Here is an 18,301-nt window from a genome sequence, read left to right on the forward strand (position 1 = left end):
CCGGGATCATGGCGAGGATCAGGATCGCCATTGTCCAGTGTATCAGGCGCGCGGGCCGCTTGTAGCGGGTTTCATCAGTTGCCATAGCGCCCTCACATTATACCAAGCGGTAGCCCGCCGACCGGCGTCAATACGAGGGTCGTCAAAGTTACCTTGCCTTGACAGTGGCAAAGTTAGGTCGATCTTTCAATGATGGCATTGACCCAGACACATCTTATTCGCGACACACGCAGCCGGTTCATCCCGCCAGGGCCCATTGGCGCGTTCATCGGCCTTTCCTTGATGGGCGTTTTGTGTGTGCTGGCGTTTGCCCTTGTGCTGCCCGGCGCATCGCCAGTTACAGTCACTACAGCGGTCAGTTTTTATGCGACGTCGGCAACCATAACCAGTTGGTTTCTCAAGCGTGACTACCCGAATGATCGTTTGGGGCTGTGCAATGTTGTGACGCTTGCGCGGTTGGCACTTGTATCCGCCCTTTTGGTTCCATTGATGGCGGGCGAGGCCCCATCTTGGTCTTTCTGCGCGATGGCCGCATTTGCACTTTCGCTGGACGGGATCGACGGTTGGGCTGCGCGGCGGCAGGGCCTTGTTTCGGAATTTGGCGCGCGGTTTGACGTCGAGGTCGACTCGCTTCTGGCGCTGGTTCTTGCGCTGAACGCAGCATTTAACGCAGAAATAGGCGCGGCAGTCATTCTGTTGGGGTTGCCGCGCTATGTGTTTGCACTGGCCAACTTTGCCTTGCCATGGATGCGTAGAGCTTTGCCTGAACGGTTCAGCCGCAAAGTCGTCTGCGTGGTCCAGTTGGCAACATTGATCGCGATGCAGGCGCCGATCTTGCCACCGCTGGCAGCGGTGGTGTTGCTCCCACTTGCTGCTGGCGCTCTGATCTGGTCGTTTGCTATCGATACCCTTTATCTCTGGCGGTCGCGCGCGTGACGGGGCGCGTGGCGCAATTGACCTTGGCCACATTGGTTCTGCATCTGGTTCTAGTGCAACCAAACCACCCTGCGGCGATGGGATGGAACGCCCTGCTGCTTTTTCCGCTAGAGCTTCCGATTATTCTTCTTGTTTTGGTCGCACTAAGCCCGGGACGTTGGACGCAATGGGTCCGCGCCGCCTTGGTCGGAGCACTTCTTGTTATCGCTCTGCTTAAAACCGCTGATTTTGCCATGTTCACTGCATTGACGCGTGGCTTTAATCCGGTCGCCGACTTGCCCTTAATCGAAGCCGGGCTTCGGTTGGCGACAGGTGCAGTTGGGCCGTTTCTGACAGCCGTCGGTGTGGTAGCAGCATTGCTTGCGCTGGCTTTGGTAGGACTGGCGCTTTGGTGGGCGAGCGGCGTCTGGGCACAGGTAAAATTGACCCAAACCCCACGCCGGATCGCTATGGTCGCGGCTGTTTTCGTTGGCGGCGTCGCCACTGCCGAGATTGGTCACGCAATGGGGCGTTGGGCGTTGCCGACGGCCGTGCCCGGCGCGGCCTTCACAGCACGGGTCGCGGTTGAGCGGACGCTCATGGTGCGCGACACGCTTGCCGATCTGCGTGCGTTTTCAGAGGCAACCGCCCAAGACCGGTTTGCAGATCGAACCGGACTTCTTGACGCCATTGACCGCGATGTGTTGGTCATCTTTGTCGAAAGCTATGGTCGGACCAGCCTTGATACACCGCTCTTCGCGAACACTCACCGCGCCACGCTCGCCACATCGGAAACACGGCTAGAGGCGCTTGGCCTTTCTATGCGCTCTGGCATTCTGGCGTCACCGACGCGGGGGGGGCAAAGCTGGCTTAGCCATGCAACCTTTGCAAACGGGCTGTGGGTGGCCGATCAAACCAGCTATGGTGCTGTATTGGCCAGCGGACGCAAGACCTTGTTCCATATCGCCGAGGCAGAAGGATTTCATACCGCTGCTGTAATGCCCCAGATCACATTGGATTGGCCCGAAGCAAATTTCATGGGGTTCGAGACGGTGCTGGCGGCAAAGGATCTTGGCTACGAGGGCCTGCCGTTCAATTGGGTGACAATGCCCGATCAATTCACCTTTGCATCGATGGACCGGCTCTTGCGCACCAAGCCTGACGACCGGCCACTATTTATACAGATGGCCCTTGGATCATCCCATGCGCCATGGCTCCCGGTGCCGGAACTGGTGGACTGGAATACCATTGGAAACGGTGAAATCTTCAATCCAATGGCCGAAGCGGGTGATCCGCCGGATGTGGTCTGGCGGGATCGCGACCGGGTGCGGGAACAGTATCGCTTGGCGATAGACTATGCTTTGCAGGTCGTCTTTGACTATGTCGCCCGTCGCGCTGACGACCCACCGCTGGTATTTGTCGTCGGCGATCACCAGGCCGCCAGCTTTGTCGCCCTTGATGAACGTCCGGACGTGCCGATCCATGTGATCGGACCTGAGTATCTGGTTGAACGCGCGGCTGATTGGGGTTGGACGAAGGGGTTATTGCCGCACGACACTGCCACCCCACGCCCAATGAATGAAATGCGTAACTTGATACTGGATGCGTATTCCGCGCCTCCGCTGAAGGACAGTAACAGTTGATACGCTCAGTCCCGAAGTGGGTTTGGACCGCCGGTCAAGTGGCCATCGCGGCAACACTACTTGCCTTGCTGTGGCAAGCCGCTGATGGGCCCGAAGCGGCACGCAGCTTGGCTTCGGCGGAGTGGACTTGGCTGGCAACCGCCGTGGCATTGCTGACAGTTCAAACAGTCCTATCCGCCCTACGGTGGCAAGTGACGGCCCGACAGCTTGGCATTTCTTTCGGACCGGCACATGCAATCCGAGAATACTATCTGGCCCAGGTCGTGAACCAATCGCTGCCCGGCGGCATGGTTGGCGATGCAGCCCGCGCCTACCGTGGCCGCGAACAAGCGGGGTTCTTGGCATCCGGGCAGGCGGTCGTCATCGAACGGCTGGTTGGGCAAATTGCTATGTTTCTCACACTCGCGATCGCTTTTGCAGCAACATATGCCGTGCCCGGCGGTTTGGACTGGCCGCAATGGCTCTCCATACCGGTGATGATATCTGTTCTGGCAGGCTTGACCGTGCCGCTAGTTCTGTGGACCGCGGTTAATGTCAAAGGCGCAGTTGGGCGCTTGGCTTCGCGTATCTGGTCCCCACTTGATAGAGCACTAGCGAACCGGCGCGTCCTGCCGGTGCAGGTCGGCCTGAGTATTGGCACAACCTTTTGCAACCTCGCCGCATTTGCCGCCTGCGCAAAGGGTGTTGGTGTTGAGTTGCCTTTACCTGCCGTAGCCGCGCTGGTCCCTTTGATCTTGTTTACGATGTTGATCCCGATTTCCGTTTCGGGTTGGGGCCTACGTGAAGGGGCCGCTGCTGCGCTTTTTCCACTAGCTGGCGCGTCGGCCAGCGGTGGCTTGGCGAGCAGCGTTGCTTTTGGCCTGTCCTTTATTGTTGCCGTGTTGCCAGGGTTGGTTTTTCTGCAGCTCAAACCACGGGCAGAGAAGGTGAATATGCAGCACCCGTACAAAAGCCGGTGATTCCAAACAATTGGTCGCGGGGCCAGCACTTGCCATGCCTCAGTCCCCACTTAGTTCTACAAAAAACGCCAAGAGGATGTCATGACGCACACGCCCCTAACACGACGTAGATTTCTAGGAACTGGTGCCGCAGCAGCAGGTGCCTTCGGACTAATGCCAAGACGGCTGCACGCACAAACGGCTGTCAGCTTGCAGCTTTCGTGGTTGCACTCATCTCAATTCGCCGGAAGCTACATTGCTCAGGACCGCGGATGGTGGTCCGATGCGGGGCTTGAAGTGTCCTTGCTGCCCGGAGGGCCGAATGCGCCGGTTGAGCCGCCAGTTGTGGCAGGCACCGCACTGGTTGGCATTTCTGCGGCAGACTATACTGCTGCGGCAGTCTCGGAAGGCGCGCCTTTCAAAATTCTGGGTGTTGCGATGCAAAAGAACCCGTTTGTCGTCGCCTCGCTGCCAGCCAACCCGGTGAACGAACCCGCTGATCTGGTGGGCAAGCGGATCGGTATGGCACTGGCCAACACACCGGTGTTGCAAGCCTTGTGCAGCCTGAATGGCGTTGACATCAACGGGATCGAAATCGTTCCCACGCAGTATTCTGCCCAACCGCTTTTGGCGGGTGAGGTTGACTGCCTGCTCTGCTGGGAAACCGATCTGCCGGTGGCTATGACCATGCAGGGCGTTGAAAACCTGACGATGCTGATGGCGGATCACGGTTATTCGGTGCATTCGCAAACCTATATCTCGACCGAAGACACCCTTGCCAATCGCCGCGCCGAACTTGTTGCTTTGATGGCCGGGGAAGTGCGCGGATGGGAGGCGTATCGCGCTGACACCGATGCCGCCGCCGCATTGACCCTTGAGATGTACCCGGACGCAGGGCTTGATCTGGAAACCCAGAAGTTACAGGCTGCACGACAAGTGCCACTGATGTTCTCGGACCTGACAGATGCCAACGGCTTTGGATGGTGGACCGACGACACGGTTGCAGACAATATCGAAACCCTTGCGCTTCTTGGTCGGACGGTAACACCTGACCTTTGGGACCGCTCGATCCTTGAAGAGGTCCATGGCTCCTGAACTGACCCCACCGCCCGAAATCGTCTGCACAGGGCTTGGAAAGACGTTTGAGGGCGGAACGGAAGCCGTTGAGGCCTTGAACCTAACGATTGCGGCTGGGCAAACCACAACATTGGTCGGGCCGTCGGGATGTGGGAAATCCACTCTCTTGCGAATGATTGCCGGGCTTGAGGAAGCAAGCGTTGGGGCGGTTTCAATTGGTGGCGAGGCACCGTTTGAGACACTCAAGCGAGCGGGATTGTCAGTTGCTTTTCAAGACCCGTCGCTGCTGCCGTGGCGCAGCGTGCGCGGGAATATTGAACTTGCGTTAAAGTTGGCGCGTCGCCCTGTGGATACGGGTGCGATAGATCAATTGATCAGTCTTGTCGGGCTGGACGGCTTTGCCGAAACCCGTCCAGCCGAATTGTCCGGTGGGATGCGCCAGAGGGCTGCAATCGCGCGGGCCTTGGCAACGAAACCTGGCCTCTTGTTATTAGACGAACCGTTTGGCGCAGTCGACGAACTCACTCGTCAGCAACTTGCGCAGGATTTACCACGGATCTGGGAGGCGCAGGGTACGACGACGGTGCTGGTCACACATTCGGTCAGCGAAGCAGTGCTTTTGTCAGATCGCGTGATCGTCCTGTCGCCACGCCCGGCCAAGATCGTGGCTGACATCCAAATCACGCTTCCCCGCCCTCGCACGACCGAGATGGGGCGTGACAAGGCCGCAAGCAACCTTAAAGAACAGGTCTTTGCGGCGCTTTCCGAAAGCATGGCTGCGGCGCAAAGACCGTTGGCAGCGCAATGATCATATCGGCGTCGCCCGGCCGGCGCGTCGGGCCCTTGCGCACAGGACGCGCCGATGCTTGGCTTGGCATTCTTCTAATCGTCGTCGGATGGGAAGTGGCGGGCAGACTGCTGACAGATGCGTTCGTTTTGGCCGCACCCAGCCAGATTCTGCTGTACTTGGCCGAAGAGTGGCAACTGATGCTACGCGCACTTTGGGTGACGCTGAGCAACGCGGCGATTGGATTTGTCGTAGGCAACCTGGCAGCGTTGATCCTGGCGGGACTGGCGCTTATTTGGCCACGCAGTGAACGTGTGGTGACGGGGTTGGCTTTGCTCGTCTTTTGCCTGCCACTGGTCGCGACTGGCCCGATCCTTCGAGTTTTTTTTGGACCGGGCAATGGGCCGCAGATCGTGTTGGCAGCCCTTGCGGTCTATTACACAACCCTGATCCCGCTTTTGGTCGGACTGCGCGCCGCACCCGACAGTTGGTTCGATCTTGTGCGCAGCTACGGGCGCGGTCGGCTTGCAGCACTTGTGCATGTGCGTGCGATGGCAGCGTTGCCGTATCTGTTCACCGGCCTTCAAATTGCCGCCCCCGCAGCATTTCTTGGGGCGATGGTTGGTGAATTTACCGGCGCGGAGCGTGGGATGGGCGTGCTGACCATCCGTGCACTACGCGCGCTGGACGTTGAGATGACATGGGCCCTGGCCACTGTTGCGACAGCGGTGGCGATTTGTGCCTATATCGCGATTGGTGCGCTTGCACGTCGCGTACTTTTAGAAGACCCGCCCGTTATCCTCGCCACGCCTGCCCAAAATGGTGCGCTTGGCGCTTCTTGGCGCGATGCAGCTATAATTTCACTGCTGATCCTGACGGCTTGGGCCGGAGCAATTTGGATGTTTGACCTGAATCCCTTCTTTGCCAAAGGCCCGGCAGATGTGTTTGACGCACTGATTTTGGCACCAGACGCATTGGACACACGCGCTGCCCTTGTTGCCGCATTGGGGGAGACGGCACTCTTTCTCATTCCTGGATACATTGCTGGGTTGGTGGCAGGAGCCGGGCTTGCCATCCTTTTGGTGCTTGTTCCGGCCCTCTCCAATACCGCGATGCCTATGGCCATTGCGCTGCGCTCTGTACCGATTGTCACGACCGCTCCGCTGGTGGTCTTGCTGTTGGGGCGCGGAGCCACCGGGACAATCGTTCTGGTTGCGGTGATGGTGTTTTTCCCAACACTCGTCGCATGCCTTCACGGACTGCGGCAAACGCCCGGTCAGATCCTGGACGTCTTTGACAGTTTTGCAGCCGGACCGTTCACCCGGCTGATCCGCGTACGCATCCCGGCAATGCTGCCCGCTTTTTTCGCAGCAGCCCGAATGGCTGTACCCGCGTCCGTGCTGGCTGTGACGGTTGCCGAGTGGTTGGCCACCGGTGCCGGAATTGGCAGCCTTATGGCCTTGTCGGCATCCCTGTCGGACTACGACATGCTCTGGAGCTCAGTTGTGCTCGTCTCGGTCCTGTCTGCACTTGGATATGCGTTGGTCAGCATTGTTGAGCGGCGCGTGCTTGCCGTCTACGCGCCCGAGCAGCTGTCGTGACATTGTGCCCAGCCGCTTTTGCCATTCCCGGCGATATCTCCCAACCAACGGGGGGATATTACTATGAACGCCGACTTCTTGAAGGGCTTCGGCTTGACGGGCGTGACGTGCGGCATCTTCAGATTGGAGCGTCGTTCCCTGACCCGAGCAAAGCCGATATGGATGACCTTATTGCGCAACTGTCAGCGTTGGAGGTAAACCGACCAGTGATCCTTGATGGGTTTCTGTCAGCCACTATCGATACGACTGCATTGGCGCGTTTGCATGTGCCGACTGTGGCGATGGTCCATCATCCACTCGCTTTGGAAAGCGGTTTGGACGCGGACCGGCGTGAATTTCTATACCGCATCGAACGGGATAACCTTGCGCTGGTCTCGCATGTGCTGGTGCCAAGTCCGCACACCGCAGCGATCCTGAGTGACCGGTATAATGTCGCGCCAGATCGCATTACGATTGCACGCCCCGGAACGGATCGTCCAACATTTCGTGCGGCCCTCGCTGATCCGCCTATGATCCTGTCCGTCGGCATTCAACACCCACGCAAAGGCCACGACACGCTGCTGCGCAGCTTAGCCAGGCTGCGCGCACTTGATTGGACCGCAGTGATTGTCGGCGCGGCCTATGATCTGCAATTCGCGGCCCAGTTGGAGCGCCTGTTGGTTGATCTTGATTTAACCGACCGTGCCCAAATCGCTGGGCGTGTGTCTGATGAAGCGCTAGGTACGCTCTATAGCGAGGCGTCTATCTTTGCGCTCGCGACCCGCTACGAAGGGTATGGCCTTGTGTTTGACGAGGCACTTGCAGCCGGGCTACCCATCGTCAGTTGCGCCACCGGAGCCGTTCCCGACACGGTTCCCAAAGACGCGGGCCGCCTTGTGCCGCCAGATGATCCAGACGCGTTCGCAGCCGCGCTTGAAAAGCTACTGACAGATACAGAGCACCGGTCCAAATTGTCCGACGCTTCGACAGCCGCAGGACGCAAATTGCCGTCTTGGTCCGACACAGCAAGGACAGCGGGTACGGTTCTTGACAGGTTGCCCGCGCGCGAAGGCTAGCCGTAAGGCTCAGATAAGCTTGGCATAGACATCGCCCGAGTTTGCATCATCTGGCAATGCATCAATTTCAGCGTGCATGTCTTTTGCCGTCAACCAGTCGCGATGCTCGAGCTTGTGGTTTTCACCCAAGCTGATGTTGAAGCGATAAACACCCAAGGCGCATAACTTGTCGATACAGTCGTGGGCGACAGACCGTTGGATCGTCGTGAATTCAAAGGACAGCGCCGCAACCGCTGTGCTTAGCCCACCAAGCACCTCGGCCTCGTGCCCCTCTACGTCAATTTTCATGAAGTCCGGAACGCCATAGCGCACGATAAGGGCATCCAGCGTAGTGACCGGCACCGTCACGCTGTCATCCCAGACCTGATCCGCCCAGCCCGGGGCATCTGTCGCCGCCGTGATGAAATCCGGCGCGACCGTGGCCACAGTGGGATTGCGTGTGTTGAGGTGTAACATCACCTCGCCGACTTCTTTGCCAATCGCACAAGGCAGTAGCGCTACGTTCGGTTTCCGACCATGCAGCAAACGCAGCGCGCGAAAGACCCGCGGTTGTGGTTCGACTGCGACAACCGATGCCCCCAGCCGAAGAAAGCTGGCCGTGCGGTCGCCCAAATGCGCTCCGATATCAAACACTAGCGCATCAGACGCGACGAACGCGGCGTTCAGCACGTCCATCCGCTGCGCTCGAGCGTCATCGCGGTAATAGATTTCCAGCGACCGGCCAATTCCCGTCTTGGTACGGGTGCCACCTTTCCGCGCCATTCATTCATCCTTGTTGGCCCCAGACCCTGCTATGTCACAAACCACTGAGGCGAGGATCGCATCTACCCCCGTCCGACCGGTGTCAGGCTGTCAAAGGCAATGCCCGTTGCATCCTTGTATTCAACCTCATCCCAGAAGCCGATCAGAATACCCCCTTCTGCGGCCTTTTTTTGCCGGGCCAGTACGGCTGGGGTAGCTGTGATGCGAGTGTGATGTCGGGTGGCCCAGTCAAGCAAGGCTGCCTCCATACGGGCGCGGACAGCATTGTGTTCTTCAGTCTCTGACGCCCCCAGATCGCAGATCTCGTGCGGGTCGGTCTCCAAGTCAAACAGTACCGGTCGGAACCCCTCGCAACGGATATATTTCCAACGGCCATCAAAAATCATCGTTGTGTGCGCGTGCTCCTGCGGCTGGTCCAAACTGCGCGCCATTTCGGACCAATGATAATCATGCTGGCTGATGGCATAGCGTCGCGAGAATCCGTCGGTGCCATGCAGGATTGGAGTCAAATCCCGACCTTCGATCACGTGTGGTTTTGCCTCGCACCCAAGAGCGTTCATGAAGGTTGGTGCAAGGTCGATCATCTCAACCAGCGCATCCGACACAAGGCCACGGGTGTCTTCTGCCTGCGCGCGCGGATCTGCTATGATGAGAGGAACCTTTGCCGCCATCTCGTGATAGAAATCCTTGTCACCCATCCAGTGATCGCCCATGTAATCACCATGATCTGAGGTGAAGGCGATGATCGTGTTTTCGCTCAAACCAGCCTCATCCATCCAGGCGAACAATCGACCAAGGTTATCGTCCAGTTGCTTGATCAGGCCCATGTAGGCCGGAATAACGTGCTCTCGCACTTCGTCACGCGCAAAACACTGGCAGACGCGAGCATTGAGGTAGGCCTGCATCAACGGATGATCGGTCTCGAACTCTGCCTTGGAACGGACCGGGGGAACGACGTGGCTTTCATCATACATGTCGTGATACGGTGCCGGGACGATATAGGGCCAGTGCGGTTTTATATAACTCAGGTGGCACATCCACGGTCGGCCATCCACTTCGGCCTCTTTCATAAAGGCGATGGCCCGGTCGGTCATATACGCGGTTTCAGAGTGCTCTTCCGGCACGTTTGCCGGCAACCGTGAATTCTTTAGCAGCCAAGCCGAGAGCAGATCTCCGTCTTCGCCCACACCGGAATTGGCAAAATCTTCCCAAGGGTTGTCCGATTCGTATCCGTGAGCGACGAGATAGTCATCATAAGCCGACCAGTTCTGGCGATGGCTGTCAGGGTGCAACCCGTCGTCGCGTTCGAACGGCTCGAAACCGCACTCCGACACACGCACGCCGATTTCACTGGCCGGATCGATACCAAGCCATGCCATGCCCTCGGCGTCAGCGGTCATATGAGTTTTGCCAACCAGCACCGCCCTTGCCCCAACCTCGCGAAGATGGTCGCCCAACGTCGGCTCACCCACGCGAAGTGGCATACCGTTCCAGGTGGACCCGTGGCTGCGCACATAACGCCCGGTATAGGCCGACATCCGCGACGGGCCGCAGACCGGGGATTGTACATAAGCATTGGTAAACCGCACACCACGCGCCGCTAGCGCATCAATGTGCGGCGTGTGCAGGTGCGGGTGGCCGTAGCAACTCAGGTAATCAAAGCGGAGCTGGTCAGCCATGATCCACAGGACATTGGGGCGTTTGGTCATTTCGGTGCGTCCTTAGCGACTATCTGATCTACAGGGATGCGGAGGAACTCTTCCAACCGGTCGAGAAAACCCGCAAAGACACGGATTTCTTCTTCGGAGAAGACCTCTTTCAAAGCGGCTCGGCGGCTGGCCATTACGGGCGCCGCCCGATCATAAGCAGCCCGGCCTTTTGGAGTGATTTCGACAATGGTCTGGCGACCATCGCTGGCGCTGCGGTACATCGTGACATAGCCCTTATCCCGCATGTCCGGCAGTGCACGGCTGAGAAGGGAATGATCCGCCCGCTGGATGGCGGCAAGATCGCGGATGGTCAGTGGCCCGGCTTCGACAAGATCCCAAAGGGTTCGCCATTCAACGACAGAAAGCCCACCACCGATTTCGAGAAACTTCCGGCTCTGCATACGCGACGCGGCATAGACGGCGGGCAGACGCCCAAAGATGTTCAGGCCTTCGCGTTCCATCCGCGCACGAATCTGCGCTGCATTGATCTGCGCTTCTTCAGTCATGCTCAGCCCTCCCGACTTTGGGATAATGACCAGAAAAAATTTACGTGACAAGTCATATAAATTCTGCAAGCTTCCGTTTAGGCCAAATCAAGATCTGGCCTTCGAGCCTTTGGAGGAAGGCGCGGAACCAAGGGAGGACATAATGATAAAAACTGCAATTCTCGGGGCAGCGGTCGCACTCGCGCCCCTCGCGGCAGTGGCTCAGGCAACCCTGACAGCCGAAACCACAACGCCGGGATCAACCCCGCATTTCATCGACACCACCTTGGCCGCGATCCTTGATAGCGCCGGTGTCGCCAACATGCAGATTACCGAAGGCGCGACGCTGACCAACTCGGTCCAAGCGGTGGCAGAGGGGCGTCTGGATATGGCGCCTGCACCATTGATCCTGCCGTTCCTGCTGTCGCGGGGCATTGGTCCTTATAGCGGCGTTGGTGCCGAAGAAGGTGCCGCTTTGGCAGCCAACCTCCGCGTCCTCTTCTGGAATTCCGGTTCTGCCCAAATGTTCGGCTATTACAACAACAACCCGGTCGAAGACATTCGCAACCTTGACGGGTTGCGCATTTGGAACGGACCACCCCGTGGCGCAGCCCTGACCTCTGGCCGCGCGATGGTTCAGCTGCTGTCCGGCGGAAAGGATGGCGAAGACTACGAAGGTATTCAGACGCCTTGGCCCGATGCGGTGTCGACAATCACCGGTGGTGGCGCAGACGCGTGGACCATCCCCGAAGGCCTGCCCTCGGGTCGCGAGATCGCGATTGCGGCGGCGGGCGGCATAACGATCCATGACGTGCCGTCTGACATATTGGCCAGTGAGCTTGGTCAGCAAATTCTCGCGGCGCCAGGCCACGCGCCTTACTCGGTGCCGGTTGAGGATTTTCGTGCCGCTTACGCGGGCAATGACATCACCATCGTGACTGATGACGACAGCTTTGACAGTTTCGCAACTGCCTTTGGCCAAATCGTGAACGCGTCGATGGACGAAGAATTGGTCTACCAGATCACCAAAGCGTTCCTTGAAGGCGAAGCGCGCTTTATCGAAGGATCTCCACGTGGTCCTTACGCCCAGATCAGCTTTGGTGATCTCGACGGCACATCACAGGGCGCTTGCGGTGCGGTACAAATCAAGATGCACGAAGGTGCGATCCGCGCCTTTGAAGAGGCCGGTCATTCGGTAGCCGACTGCTTGCGTCCCTAACGCCTGAACCAAAGAGGCCGGACCCCCGGCCTCTTTCCCGGGGTCCATCGCACAATGAACACTCAAACTCCCTACCTGCCGCTTGGTCGGCGCGTTGCGATGATGCTGGCCCTTGTTCTGGTCTTTGTCGGCATGGCCAACACCATGCCCGAGATTGCCGGACTGCAGGACTGGGCGCGCGATATCACCGGGCGTCCGTTCTTTCGGATCTCGAACTTTCCGCCCGAATATTTCTACCCTCCAGTTTTCTTGCTGATGATGGTGATCGTGGCGCTGGATGCCAGCGTTTACCGGGCCTGGCGGGACGACAAGCCAAAGCTGAGATGGTTGGGACTAATGCTCGACGCAGGCTTGCTGCTGGCAGCTTTTCTTGCGGCGTTTGGCTACCTCGTCGAAATCGACTCCATCTGCCTGATCGACCAGATTACCGGCGCACGCGCGCGGCTGATCCAGGATGCCGCCGAGCGATCCCAAGGGGTAATTCCCGGCATTTCCTTTGAGGCCGAAGTACCTGCCTGTCAGGCCCGTTTCGGCATATGGATCCTGCCGCTCCTGTTCACCATCATAATGCTGTTCTTTCTTTACAATATCCGTGTCTGGGGCATGCCCCTTGTCGCCGTTGCTAGCCTTGTGGTGCTTTATACGGTGGGTACAGCGCTGATCTGGATCTTTGATCTGTCGGACAACAATTTCCTGCTGACCAAGCTTGGTGCGGAAGGTGGTGATGTGACCGCTGCAGCTATCCAGAAAGCTACAAACGTCTTTGTTACCCCTGACGGGTTCATGGGGCGGTTCATGGATATCGTGGTGAACCAAGTGTTTCCCTATGTCGTTCTTGGCGCGCTATTTGGCACATCCGCAGGTGGCACTTCGCTGATCAAGCTGGCGGTTCGGGCCACGCGAAATCTGCGTGGTGGACCGGCACATGCAGCCATCGTATCGTCAGCGATGTTCGGCACCATCACAGGTGGGCCCGTGACCAATGTCCTGTCCACTGGACGGTTGACAATACCGATGATGCGACGCAACGGCTTTTCGCCCCAGTTCGCGGGCGGGGTCGAAGCGGCGGCCTCATCAGGCGGGCAAATCATGCCGCCAGTGATGGGCGTGGCTGCTTTTGTGCTCGTCGCGCTGACAGCAGTTCCTTACACCAAGGTCATCACCGCCGCGTTTTTACCCGCGATGTTCTTTTTCTTTTCCATCTTCCTCGCAGTCATGTTCCAGGCCCGGCGCGAGAGGGTCGAAGCGATGCGCGAGATCCCAGAAGATCTGATCATGCACCGGCAGGATTGGCTGAACTTGATCATCATCCTCGTACCGATCCTAACTATTCTTTTCCTGCTCTTGGGCAGCAAAGATGCCATCGGTGACGGGTTTGTCGCTGTGGTCCTGCCAGATGCCATGGTGCAGACGATAACCAACTCGACCGGGGATGCTGTGTCAGCCGGGTGGTGGGCCGTGGCAGTACTGATCCCGCTTCTGCTCCTTGACCCGGAAACGCGCGCCCGACCGTCCAAGATTCTCGCCTCGCTTGCCGATGGAGGCCTGCTGATCTCGCGGCTCTTTCTACTGCTTTTCGCGGTGTCGATCATCTCGGCCTTTCTGAATGAAAGTGGCCTGACGGGTGAGCTGACTCGCGCTGTGACGTCTTGGCTGGAACAGGCGCAAGTGATCCGGATTTTCGGCATTGATCTGCATATCGTCGGCGGGGTCTACCTGATGCTGGCGCTTACCTGTGCCATGTTCTGTGCCATCATTCTGGGCATGGGAATGCCCACGGTCCCTGCCTATGTAAATGTTGCCCTACTCTTGGGGCCTCTACTGGCCAACCTAGGCGTCAGCTTTTTCACGGCGCATATGTTTGTCTTTTACTTCGCCGTTGCGTCGGCGATCACGCCTCCGGTCGCAGTTGCCGCGTTTGCTGCGGCGTCGATCACCGGGGCCGAGCCGATGCGAACCGGGTTCGCTGCGGTAAGGGTCGGCATCGTCATGTTCACGATCCCCTTCATATTTGCCTGGTATCCAGAGCTGCTTCTGATCCCTGAGGCTGTGACGATCACCGACGATTCTGGTGCCAAAGCGCTGATCGCAGGATACACGGGCGTGGTCGATCCGGCAGCTTTGGGCTTGCTGTCGCTTCGTCTGATATTGGCGCTTTACCTTATGGCCTCGGCCCTCGCCCGATTTGACCGTGGCCCAATGCCAAAATGGGAAGTCGCGAGTCGCCTTGTGTTGGCTGTTCTGATCATGTGGAAAACCGACCCGGTGATGTGGTTCGGAATCTTCGTCGGTTTGGCTTTGATCGGTTTCCACATTGTTATGTCAAAGAGACAAGATGAGCATGTGCGGGCATGACAAAAAGGCTGGCTGAGCTGAGGTTATTTCCAGGCGCACCTTTTCCTATTCAGACCCTCGACGAGATTCTAAACGCAGGTTGATGTGCGTTTACGCCTCTGTCGTCTAACTCGACTCTCCAAACCCTTTGGGCACTGGCAAGTCCGGCAAGGTCGCAGCGCGTTTTTGCAAAGCCCGGCCGATCACCACACGGCTGATTTCCGTTGTGCCATCAACAATCCGGAGCATTTGGGCCAGGCGGGACAAACGGTCCAAGCCATATGGTTGCAAAAGACCCATGCCGCCCAACACTTGCGTACAGGTGTTTGCGGCCTTGACCGCTGCGTCCGGGACAAACCGTTTGGCGTGCGCGGCCATCAACGGGCCTTCAGGTGTGCCAAGCGCCTCTGCCGCCTTGCGATACAACAGTTTTGACGCCTCAAGATCGGTCGCGACCTCGCCCAGCATCCACTGGATACCATCAAGATCAAGGTTCTTGCCGCCAAACATCTTACGATTTTTCGAATAGGAAAGAGCGGTATCCAGCGCCGATTGCATCAAGCCGCAACATCCTGACGCGATCGACACGCGCGCGATATCGATTGCCATCAGCGATCCCTGCAGGCCTTGGCCCACGGGAAGGATGATGTTGTCTTCGCTGACAACCACTTTGTCGAGATACATCTCGGACATTGGAAGGAAATTGTAGGACGGTGTGTCATACAATGAGCCAAAGCTGATGCCTGGTGCATCTGCAGGAATGGCGATCATTGCCATGTCCTTGTGACCCGGTGCATCGCTCGTCTTTACAACAGTGAAATAGATATCCGCCTCGGTCGCAAGACTGACCCAAGCTTTCGAGCCGCTGATCGTCCAGGTGCCGTCGCCGTTGATCGTGGCGCGCGTGTACATCTGCATCGGGTCGGACCCAGATTGAGGTTCAGTCAATGCAAAGTTGGCCAGCTTACGGCCGGATGTAAGATTGCGGGCCCAGGTGTTTTTGAAGGCTTCAGTGCCATACCCGCAGCCGGCGAAGGTACAGATATTGTGCATAGACAGCGCAAAGGCATAAGCGCCGTCGCCTCGACCAAGCTGTTCATATACCTGAATACCTTCAGACAATGGGAGGCCTTGGCCACCAAACTCTTCAGGCGCATAAAGACCTGTCAGGCCCGCCTTACCAGCCATGTCGGATGCATCACGCGGCCACTTTTTGGAGGCGTTCCATGTATCAATATTCGGCATGATCACCTGTTCCGCATGATCGCGGGCGGCTTGAAGGATCGTTGAAAGCTTGTTTGACATGAAGGTTCCTTTGACGCCAAAAATATCGAATTACGCCACTACCGATGGATGACGTGCACCTGCCTTGAAGGGCAACAGAGCGTAAGTACTTTGCGGTTTTCAAAGAAATGCGTATAAGGCATGCCGATACGGCGCCATCTCAGGCAATGACATTGTATTATCCAAAAGTGACAAAATTAAAGTTCAGGCGTTTGCCTTTGGCGATATGATCGCGGTGTACTTCCGGTCCATCGGTGAAAGGCGCGGTGAAAGTTGGCCGCTGACGAAAACCCGACACCCAAGGCGATGGCTTCAATGCTCTTCTGGCCGATTTGCAAATCCCGGATTGCGATGTCACGACGCAACGCGTCCTTGATCATCTGAAAGGATGTCCCATCCGCATCCAGCCGTCGGATTAAAGTACGCGGGGTCATATGCAACGCATGAGCGGTCTGGCCCAATGTGGCAGCGTCCCACCCCGATTGACTTAGATATGTCCGAACGCGCAAAGACTGCGTGTGTTCGCGAGAACTGGTAAAGATCCAATCGCGAGGCGCGTTTTGCAAGAAGTGATCAAGTTCAGACGTGCTTCGTGTTGCAACTGCGCGCAGTATACTCCGATCAAATGAAATCGCCGTTGCACCGGTTTCAAACTGAACAGGCGCGGGAAAGATGACAGCATAGTCTTGGCTGAATTCCGGCCTCTTGAATGCGAAATCGACAGCATTGACCGGAACCTCGTGCCTGGCCAGCCAAGACATCAAGCCGTGGGCTAGTTTGAGAATTAACATATGTCCAAATCGCTGAACCGGTGCATCGCCTTGCGGTATCAGTGTCAGCGCCACGGTCGTCTCAGCTTCGACCAATTCGAATTGATAATCATCCAGCAGAAGGTTCCAGAAGGTCGAAAATCGATAGAGGGCGGATGCAAGTGAAGTTGCCTCTCGAACCGAGGTCAGTAGGTGTTGCAAGGCCCTTGGCCGGATTGGGCGGCTCCAGAGCCCCATCATTTCGTCGCCGGTTTCGACTGCGGCGAGCTGATACAGACGCACAATCTGATCCAGCGTGACGCGACCCTGAGATTGGCTTTGGTTCACACTCAACCCGGAGCGGGCCATGAGCGACACCATTTGGGATTTGGAACACAGGGCGCCCAAGGCCGTTAGCCAGTCATCCACAAACTGGCTTGAAACGGTGGATAGGTTTGTAGGCTCGATCAAGGGCATCGCGGGCCGTCTTCTGGACTGGAGCGGGTTAGGCCTCAAATCTGCACTGGGGTCCAATCATTTCCACATCTTGCAGTCTTTTGAAACGCGATACGTGGCAGCGCCACGAACTACTCCGTTTGCTCGGATGCCTGCCCCCCCCGTGACAATAGACTGAATGGTGTAAACGAGGATCGCAATCCCAACAGCACCCGCTGCCCCGATGGCAAGAAAGACGATCACGTCCACTGGCCCTCCAAGATTGCGCAACTCGGAGTTGGTCATCACGAGTACGAACCAGACAGCAGCAATGGCACCGATGGGCATCGACAATTGCGCCAACAAGAATTTCCGCCACGAAATGCTGTGATCGCGGATCAGTACATAGAGATATCCAACTGTCACAACGGCAGCGACCAAAACCATCGTCCAGAAAAGGCCACGGCCAAATATCTCCTCAAAAACGGCGAGGATAGTTCCGAATGTCAGATCTTTCATAATGAGTCTCCTTATGCCCGACCGCGCAGCATGGCGTTGTAGGTGGCTTTTAGCGCCACTTCCTTCATCAGCCAGCTGATCCAAAGCTCTTCCAACGGGGCGATGATGCCTGGGAAGGATGGGGTCAGGTTGTTGTTGTAATCGAACTCGACCAGCATCGCGCGGCCAACGCGGGTGATCATCGGGCAAGATGTATAGCCGTTGTAGGTTTCCGTTGATTCACGCCCCTCAATTGCAGCAATGAGACCGTCCTCGACCACTGGAACCTGCCATTTGACCGAAGCAGCGGTCTTGCCTTTTGGCACACCGGCCACATCGCCAAGCGCCCAGATCGTGTCGTAGCGCAGATGGCGCAAGCTGGCCTTGTCGCATTCGACCCAGCCCTGATCGGTCCACTTGTCTGCCCAGCTGAGACCAGATTGTCGGATGACCTCGGGTGCGCGTTGCGGCGGAATGACATGGATATAGTCATACTACATCTCTGCCGTGCCATCGGGTGTGGCGAAGGTGGCGCATTTTGCGCCTGCGTCGATGGCTTTCAAAGTGTGCTGCATCGACGTTTCGATGCCGCGATCCCCGAAGAGCATGCGCACCTTTTCCGCGATGATGGGCACACCGAAGAGCGAGGTTTGTGGTGCCGCATAGTGATACTCGGCCTTGCCTCGGGTGCCGGCTGTGCGGGCGATATCTTCGATCAAGAACGTGTGTTTGAGCGGCGCACCGGCGCATTTCATCTCTGTCTCGGGGCGGGTAAACAGGCCAACGCCACCGGTTTCGGTGTAGGCTTGC

Annotated in this window: 16 protein-coding genes and 1 pseudogene; 9 read left to right on the plus strand and 8 right to left on the minus strand. The window is 57.6% G+C overall.

Annotated elements, in window-relative coordinates; translation table 11 throughout:
• Positions 1–189 precede the first annotated feature (189 nt).
• From ACTG4M_RS14640 to ACTG4M_RS14670, 7 genes are all read left to right on the plus strand, one after another.
• Positions 190–936 (plus strand): CDP-alcohol phosphatidyltransferase family protein, encoded by a 747-nt coding sequence (locus ACTG4M_RS14640; protein ID WP_439124408.1) that lies wholly within the window; start codon positions 190–192, stop codon positions 934–936.
• Positions 933–2,558 carry a sulfatase-like hydrolase/transferase gene (locus tag ACTG4M_RS14645; RefSeq protein WP_439124409.1) on the plus strand — a complete coding sequence of 542 codons (1,626 nt, stop codon included), beginning with the start codon at positions 933–935 and terminating at the stop codon, positions 2,556–2,558. Before ACTG4M_RS14640 ends, ACTG4M_RS14645 begins: the two co-directional genes overlap by 4 nt.
• Complete coding sequence (locus ACTG4M_RS14650; RefSeq protein WP_439124410.1) at positions 2,555–3,517, plus strand: lysylphosphatidylglycerol synthase transmembrane domain-containing protein; 963 nt, start codon at positions 2,555–2,557, stop codon at positions 3,515–3,517. Before ACTG4M_RS14645 ends, ACTG4M_RS14650 begins: the two co-directional genes overlap by 4 nt.
• A gap of 81 nt (positions 3,518–3,598) precedes the next feature.
• Positions 3,599–4,591, plus strand: a complete 993-nt coding sequence (locus tag ACTG4M_RS14655) for an ABC transporter substrate-binding protein (RefSeq protein WP_439124411.1) — start codon at positions 3,599–3,601, stop codon at positions 4,589–4,591.
• The gene (locus ACTG4M_RS14660) at positions 4,581–5,381 is read left to right on the plus strand and encodes an ABC transporter ATP-binding protein (protein WP_439124412.1); all 801 of its coding nucleotides are present in this window, start codon (positions 4,581–4,583) and stop codon (positions 5,379–5,381) included. The genes ACTG4M_RS14655 and ACTG4M_RS14660 overlap by 11 nt, the downstream gene beginning before the upstream one ends.
• On the plus strand, positions 5,378–6,961 hold the full coding sequence (locus tag ACTG4M_RS14665) for an ABC transporter permease (protein ID WP_439124413.1): 1,584 nt from the start codon (positions 5,378–5,380) through the stop codon (positions 6,959–6,961). Before ACTG4M_RS14660 ends, ACTG4M_RS14665 begins: the two co-directional genes overlap by 4 nt.
• Complete coding sequence (locus tag ACTG4M_RS14670) at positions 6,958–8,016, plus strand: glycosyltransferase family 4 protein (protein WP_439124414.1); 1,059 nt, start codon at positions 6,958–6,960, stop codon at positions 8,014–8,016. Before ACTG4M_RS14665 ends, ACTG4M_RS14670 begins: the two co-directional genes overlap by 4 nt.
• A gap of 9 nt (positions 8,017–8,025) precedes the next feature.
• Here the strand turns inward: ACTG4M_RS14670 and ACTG4M_RS14675 are convergent, their stop codons facing one another.
• The 3 genes from ACTG4M_RS14675 to ACTG4M_RS14685 form a co-directional block, all read right to left on the minus strand.
• Positions 8,026–8,778: an FkbM family methyltransferase gene (locus ACTG4M_RS14675; RefSeq protein WP_439124415.1), complete on the minus strand. Its 753-nt coding sequence runs from the start codon at positions 8,776–8,778 to the stop codon at positions 8,026–8,028.
• A gap of 62 nt (positions 8,779–8,840) precedes the next feature.
• A complete protein-coding gene (locus ACTG4M_RS14680; protein WP_439124416.1) occupies positions 8,841–10,487 on the minus strand; it encodes a sulfatase-like hydrolase/transferase in 1,647 nt (548 codons plus the stop codon).
• Complete coding sequence (locus tag ACTG4M_RS14685) at positions 10,484–10,993, minus strand: MarR family winged helix-turn-helix transcriptional regulator (protein WP_439124417.1); 510 nt, start codon at positions 10,991–10,993, stop codon at positions 10,484–10,486. The genes ACTG4M_RS14680 and ACTG4M_RS14685 overlap by 4 nt, the downstream gene beginning before the upstream one ends.
• Before the next feature lie 142 nt (positions 10,994–11,135).
• On the opposite strand from ACTG4M_RS14685, the gene ACTG4M_RS14690 reads away from it, so the two are divergent.
• Positions 11,136–12,191 carry a TAXI family TRAP transporter solute-binding subunit gene (locus ACTG4M_RS14690; protein ID WP_439124418.1) on the plus strand — a complete coding sequence of 352 codons (1,056 nt, stop codon included), beginning with the start codon at positions 11,136–11,138 and terminating at the stop codon, positions 12,189–12,191.
• A gap of 54 nt (positions 12,192–12,245) precedes the next feature.
• Positions 12,246–14,546: a TRAP transporter permease gene (locus tag ACTG4M_RS14695; protein WP_439124419.1), complete on the plus strand. Its 2,301-nt coding sequence runs from the start codon at positions 12,246–12,248 to the stop codon at positions 14,544–14,546.
• Positions 14,547–14,651: 105 nt separating this feature from the next.
• Here the strand turns inward: ACTG4M_RS14695 and ACTG4M_RS14700 are convergent, their stop codons facing one another.
• The 5 genes and pseudogenes from ACTG4M_RS14700 to ACTG4M_RS14720 form a co-directional block, all read right to left on the minus strand.
• Positions 14,652–15,830, minus strand: a complete 1,179-nt coding sequence (locus tag ACTG4M_RS14700) for an acyl-CoA dehydrogenase family protein (protein ID WP_439124420.1) — start codon at positions 15,828–15,830, stop codon at positions 14,652–14,654.
• Positions 15,831–16,006: 176 nt separating this feature from the next.
• Positions 16,007–17,035: an AraC family transcriptional regulator ligand-binding domain-containing protein gene (locus ACTG4M_RS14705; protein ID WP_439124421.1), complete on the minus strand. Its 1,029-nt coding sequence runs from the start codon at positions 17,033–17,035 to the stop codon at positions 16,007–16,009.
• 57 nt (positions 17,036–17,092) lie between these two features.
• On the minus strand, positions 17,093–17,512 hold the full coding sequence (locus tag ACTG4M_RS14710) for a DUF5368 domain-containing protein (RefSeq protein ID WP_439124422.1): 420 nt from the start codon (positions 17,510–17,512) through the stop codon (positions 17,093–17,095).
• 11 nt (positions 17,513–17,523) lie between these two features.
• On the minus strand, positions 17,524–17,868 hold the full coding sequence (locus ACTG4M_RS14715; protein ID WP_439124423.1) for a hypothetical protein: 345 nt from the start codon (positions 17,866–17,868) through the stop codon (positions 17,524–17,526).
• A gap of 117 nt (positions 17,869–17,985) precedes the next feature.
• Positions 17,986–18,301 (minus strand): annotated as a pseudogene (locus ACTG4M_RS14720) (pyridine nucleotide-disulfide oxidoreductase); the annotation flags it as partial.

Origin of the sequence: Marivita sp., from assembly GCF_965656765.1 — a bacterium.
GTDB lineage: Bacteria > Pseudomonadota > Alphaproteobacteria > Rhodobacterales > Rhodobacteraceae > Marivita.

Excerpts from the sequence above, each read along its gene's own strand:
- ACTG4M_RS14640 (WP_439124408.1), top strand. The coding sequence starts at position 190 with ATGATGGCATTGACCCAGACACATCTTATTCGCGACACACGCAGCCGG.
- ACTG4M_RS14655 (WP_439124411.1), top strand. The coding sequence starts at position 3,599 with ATGACGCACACGCCCCTAACACGACGTAGATTTCTAGGAACTGGTGCC.
- ACTG4M_RS14660 (WP_439124412.1), top strand. The coding sequence starts at position 4,581 with ATGGCTCCTGAACTGACCCCACCGCCCGAAATCGTCTGCACAGGGCTT.
- ACTG4M_RS14665 (WP_439124413.1), top strand. The coding sequence starts at position 5,378 with ATGATCATATCGGCGTCGCCCGGCCGGCGCGTCGGGCCCTTGCGCACA.
- ACTG4M_RS14675 (WP_439124415.1), bottom strand. The coding sequence starts at position 8,778 with ATGGCGCGGAAAGGTGGCACCCGTACCAAGACGGGAATTGGCCGGTCG.
- ACTG4M_RS14680 (WP_439124416.1), bottom strand. The coding sequence starts at position 10,487 with ATGACCAAACGCCCCAATGTCCTGTGGATCATGGCTGACCAGCTCCGC.
- ACTG4M_RS14685 (WP_439124417.1), bottom strand. The coding sequence starts at position 10,993 with ATGACTGAAGAAGCGCAGATCAATGCAGCGCAGATTCGTGCGCGGATG.
- ACTG4M_RS14690 (WP_439124418.1), top strand. The coding sequence starts at position 11,136 with ATGATAAAAACTGCAATTCTCGGGGCAGCGGTCGCACTCGCGCCCCTC.
- ACTG4M_RS14695 (WP_439124419.1), top strand. The coding sequence starts at position 12,246 with ATGAACACTCAAACTCCCTACCTGCCGCTTGGTCGGCGCGTTGCGATG.
- ACTG4M_RS14700 (WP_439124420.1), bottom strand. The coding sequence starts at position 15,830 with ATGTCAAACAAGCTTTCAACGATCCTTCAAGCCGCCCGCGATCATGCG.
- ACTG4M_RS14705 (WP_439124421.1), bottom strand. The coding sequence starts at position 17,035 with ATGCCCTTGATCGAGCCTACAAACCTATCCACCGTTTCAAGCCAGTTT.
- ACTG4M_RS14710 (WP_439124422.1), bottom strand. The coding sequence starts at position 17,512 with ATGAAAGATCTGACATTCGGAACTATCCTCGCCGTTTTTGAGGAGATA.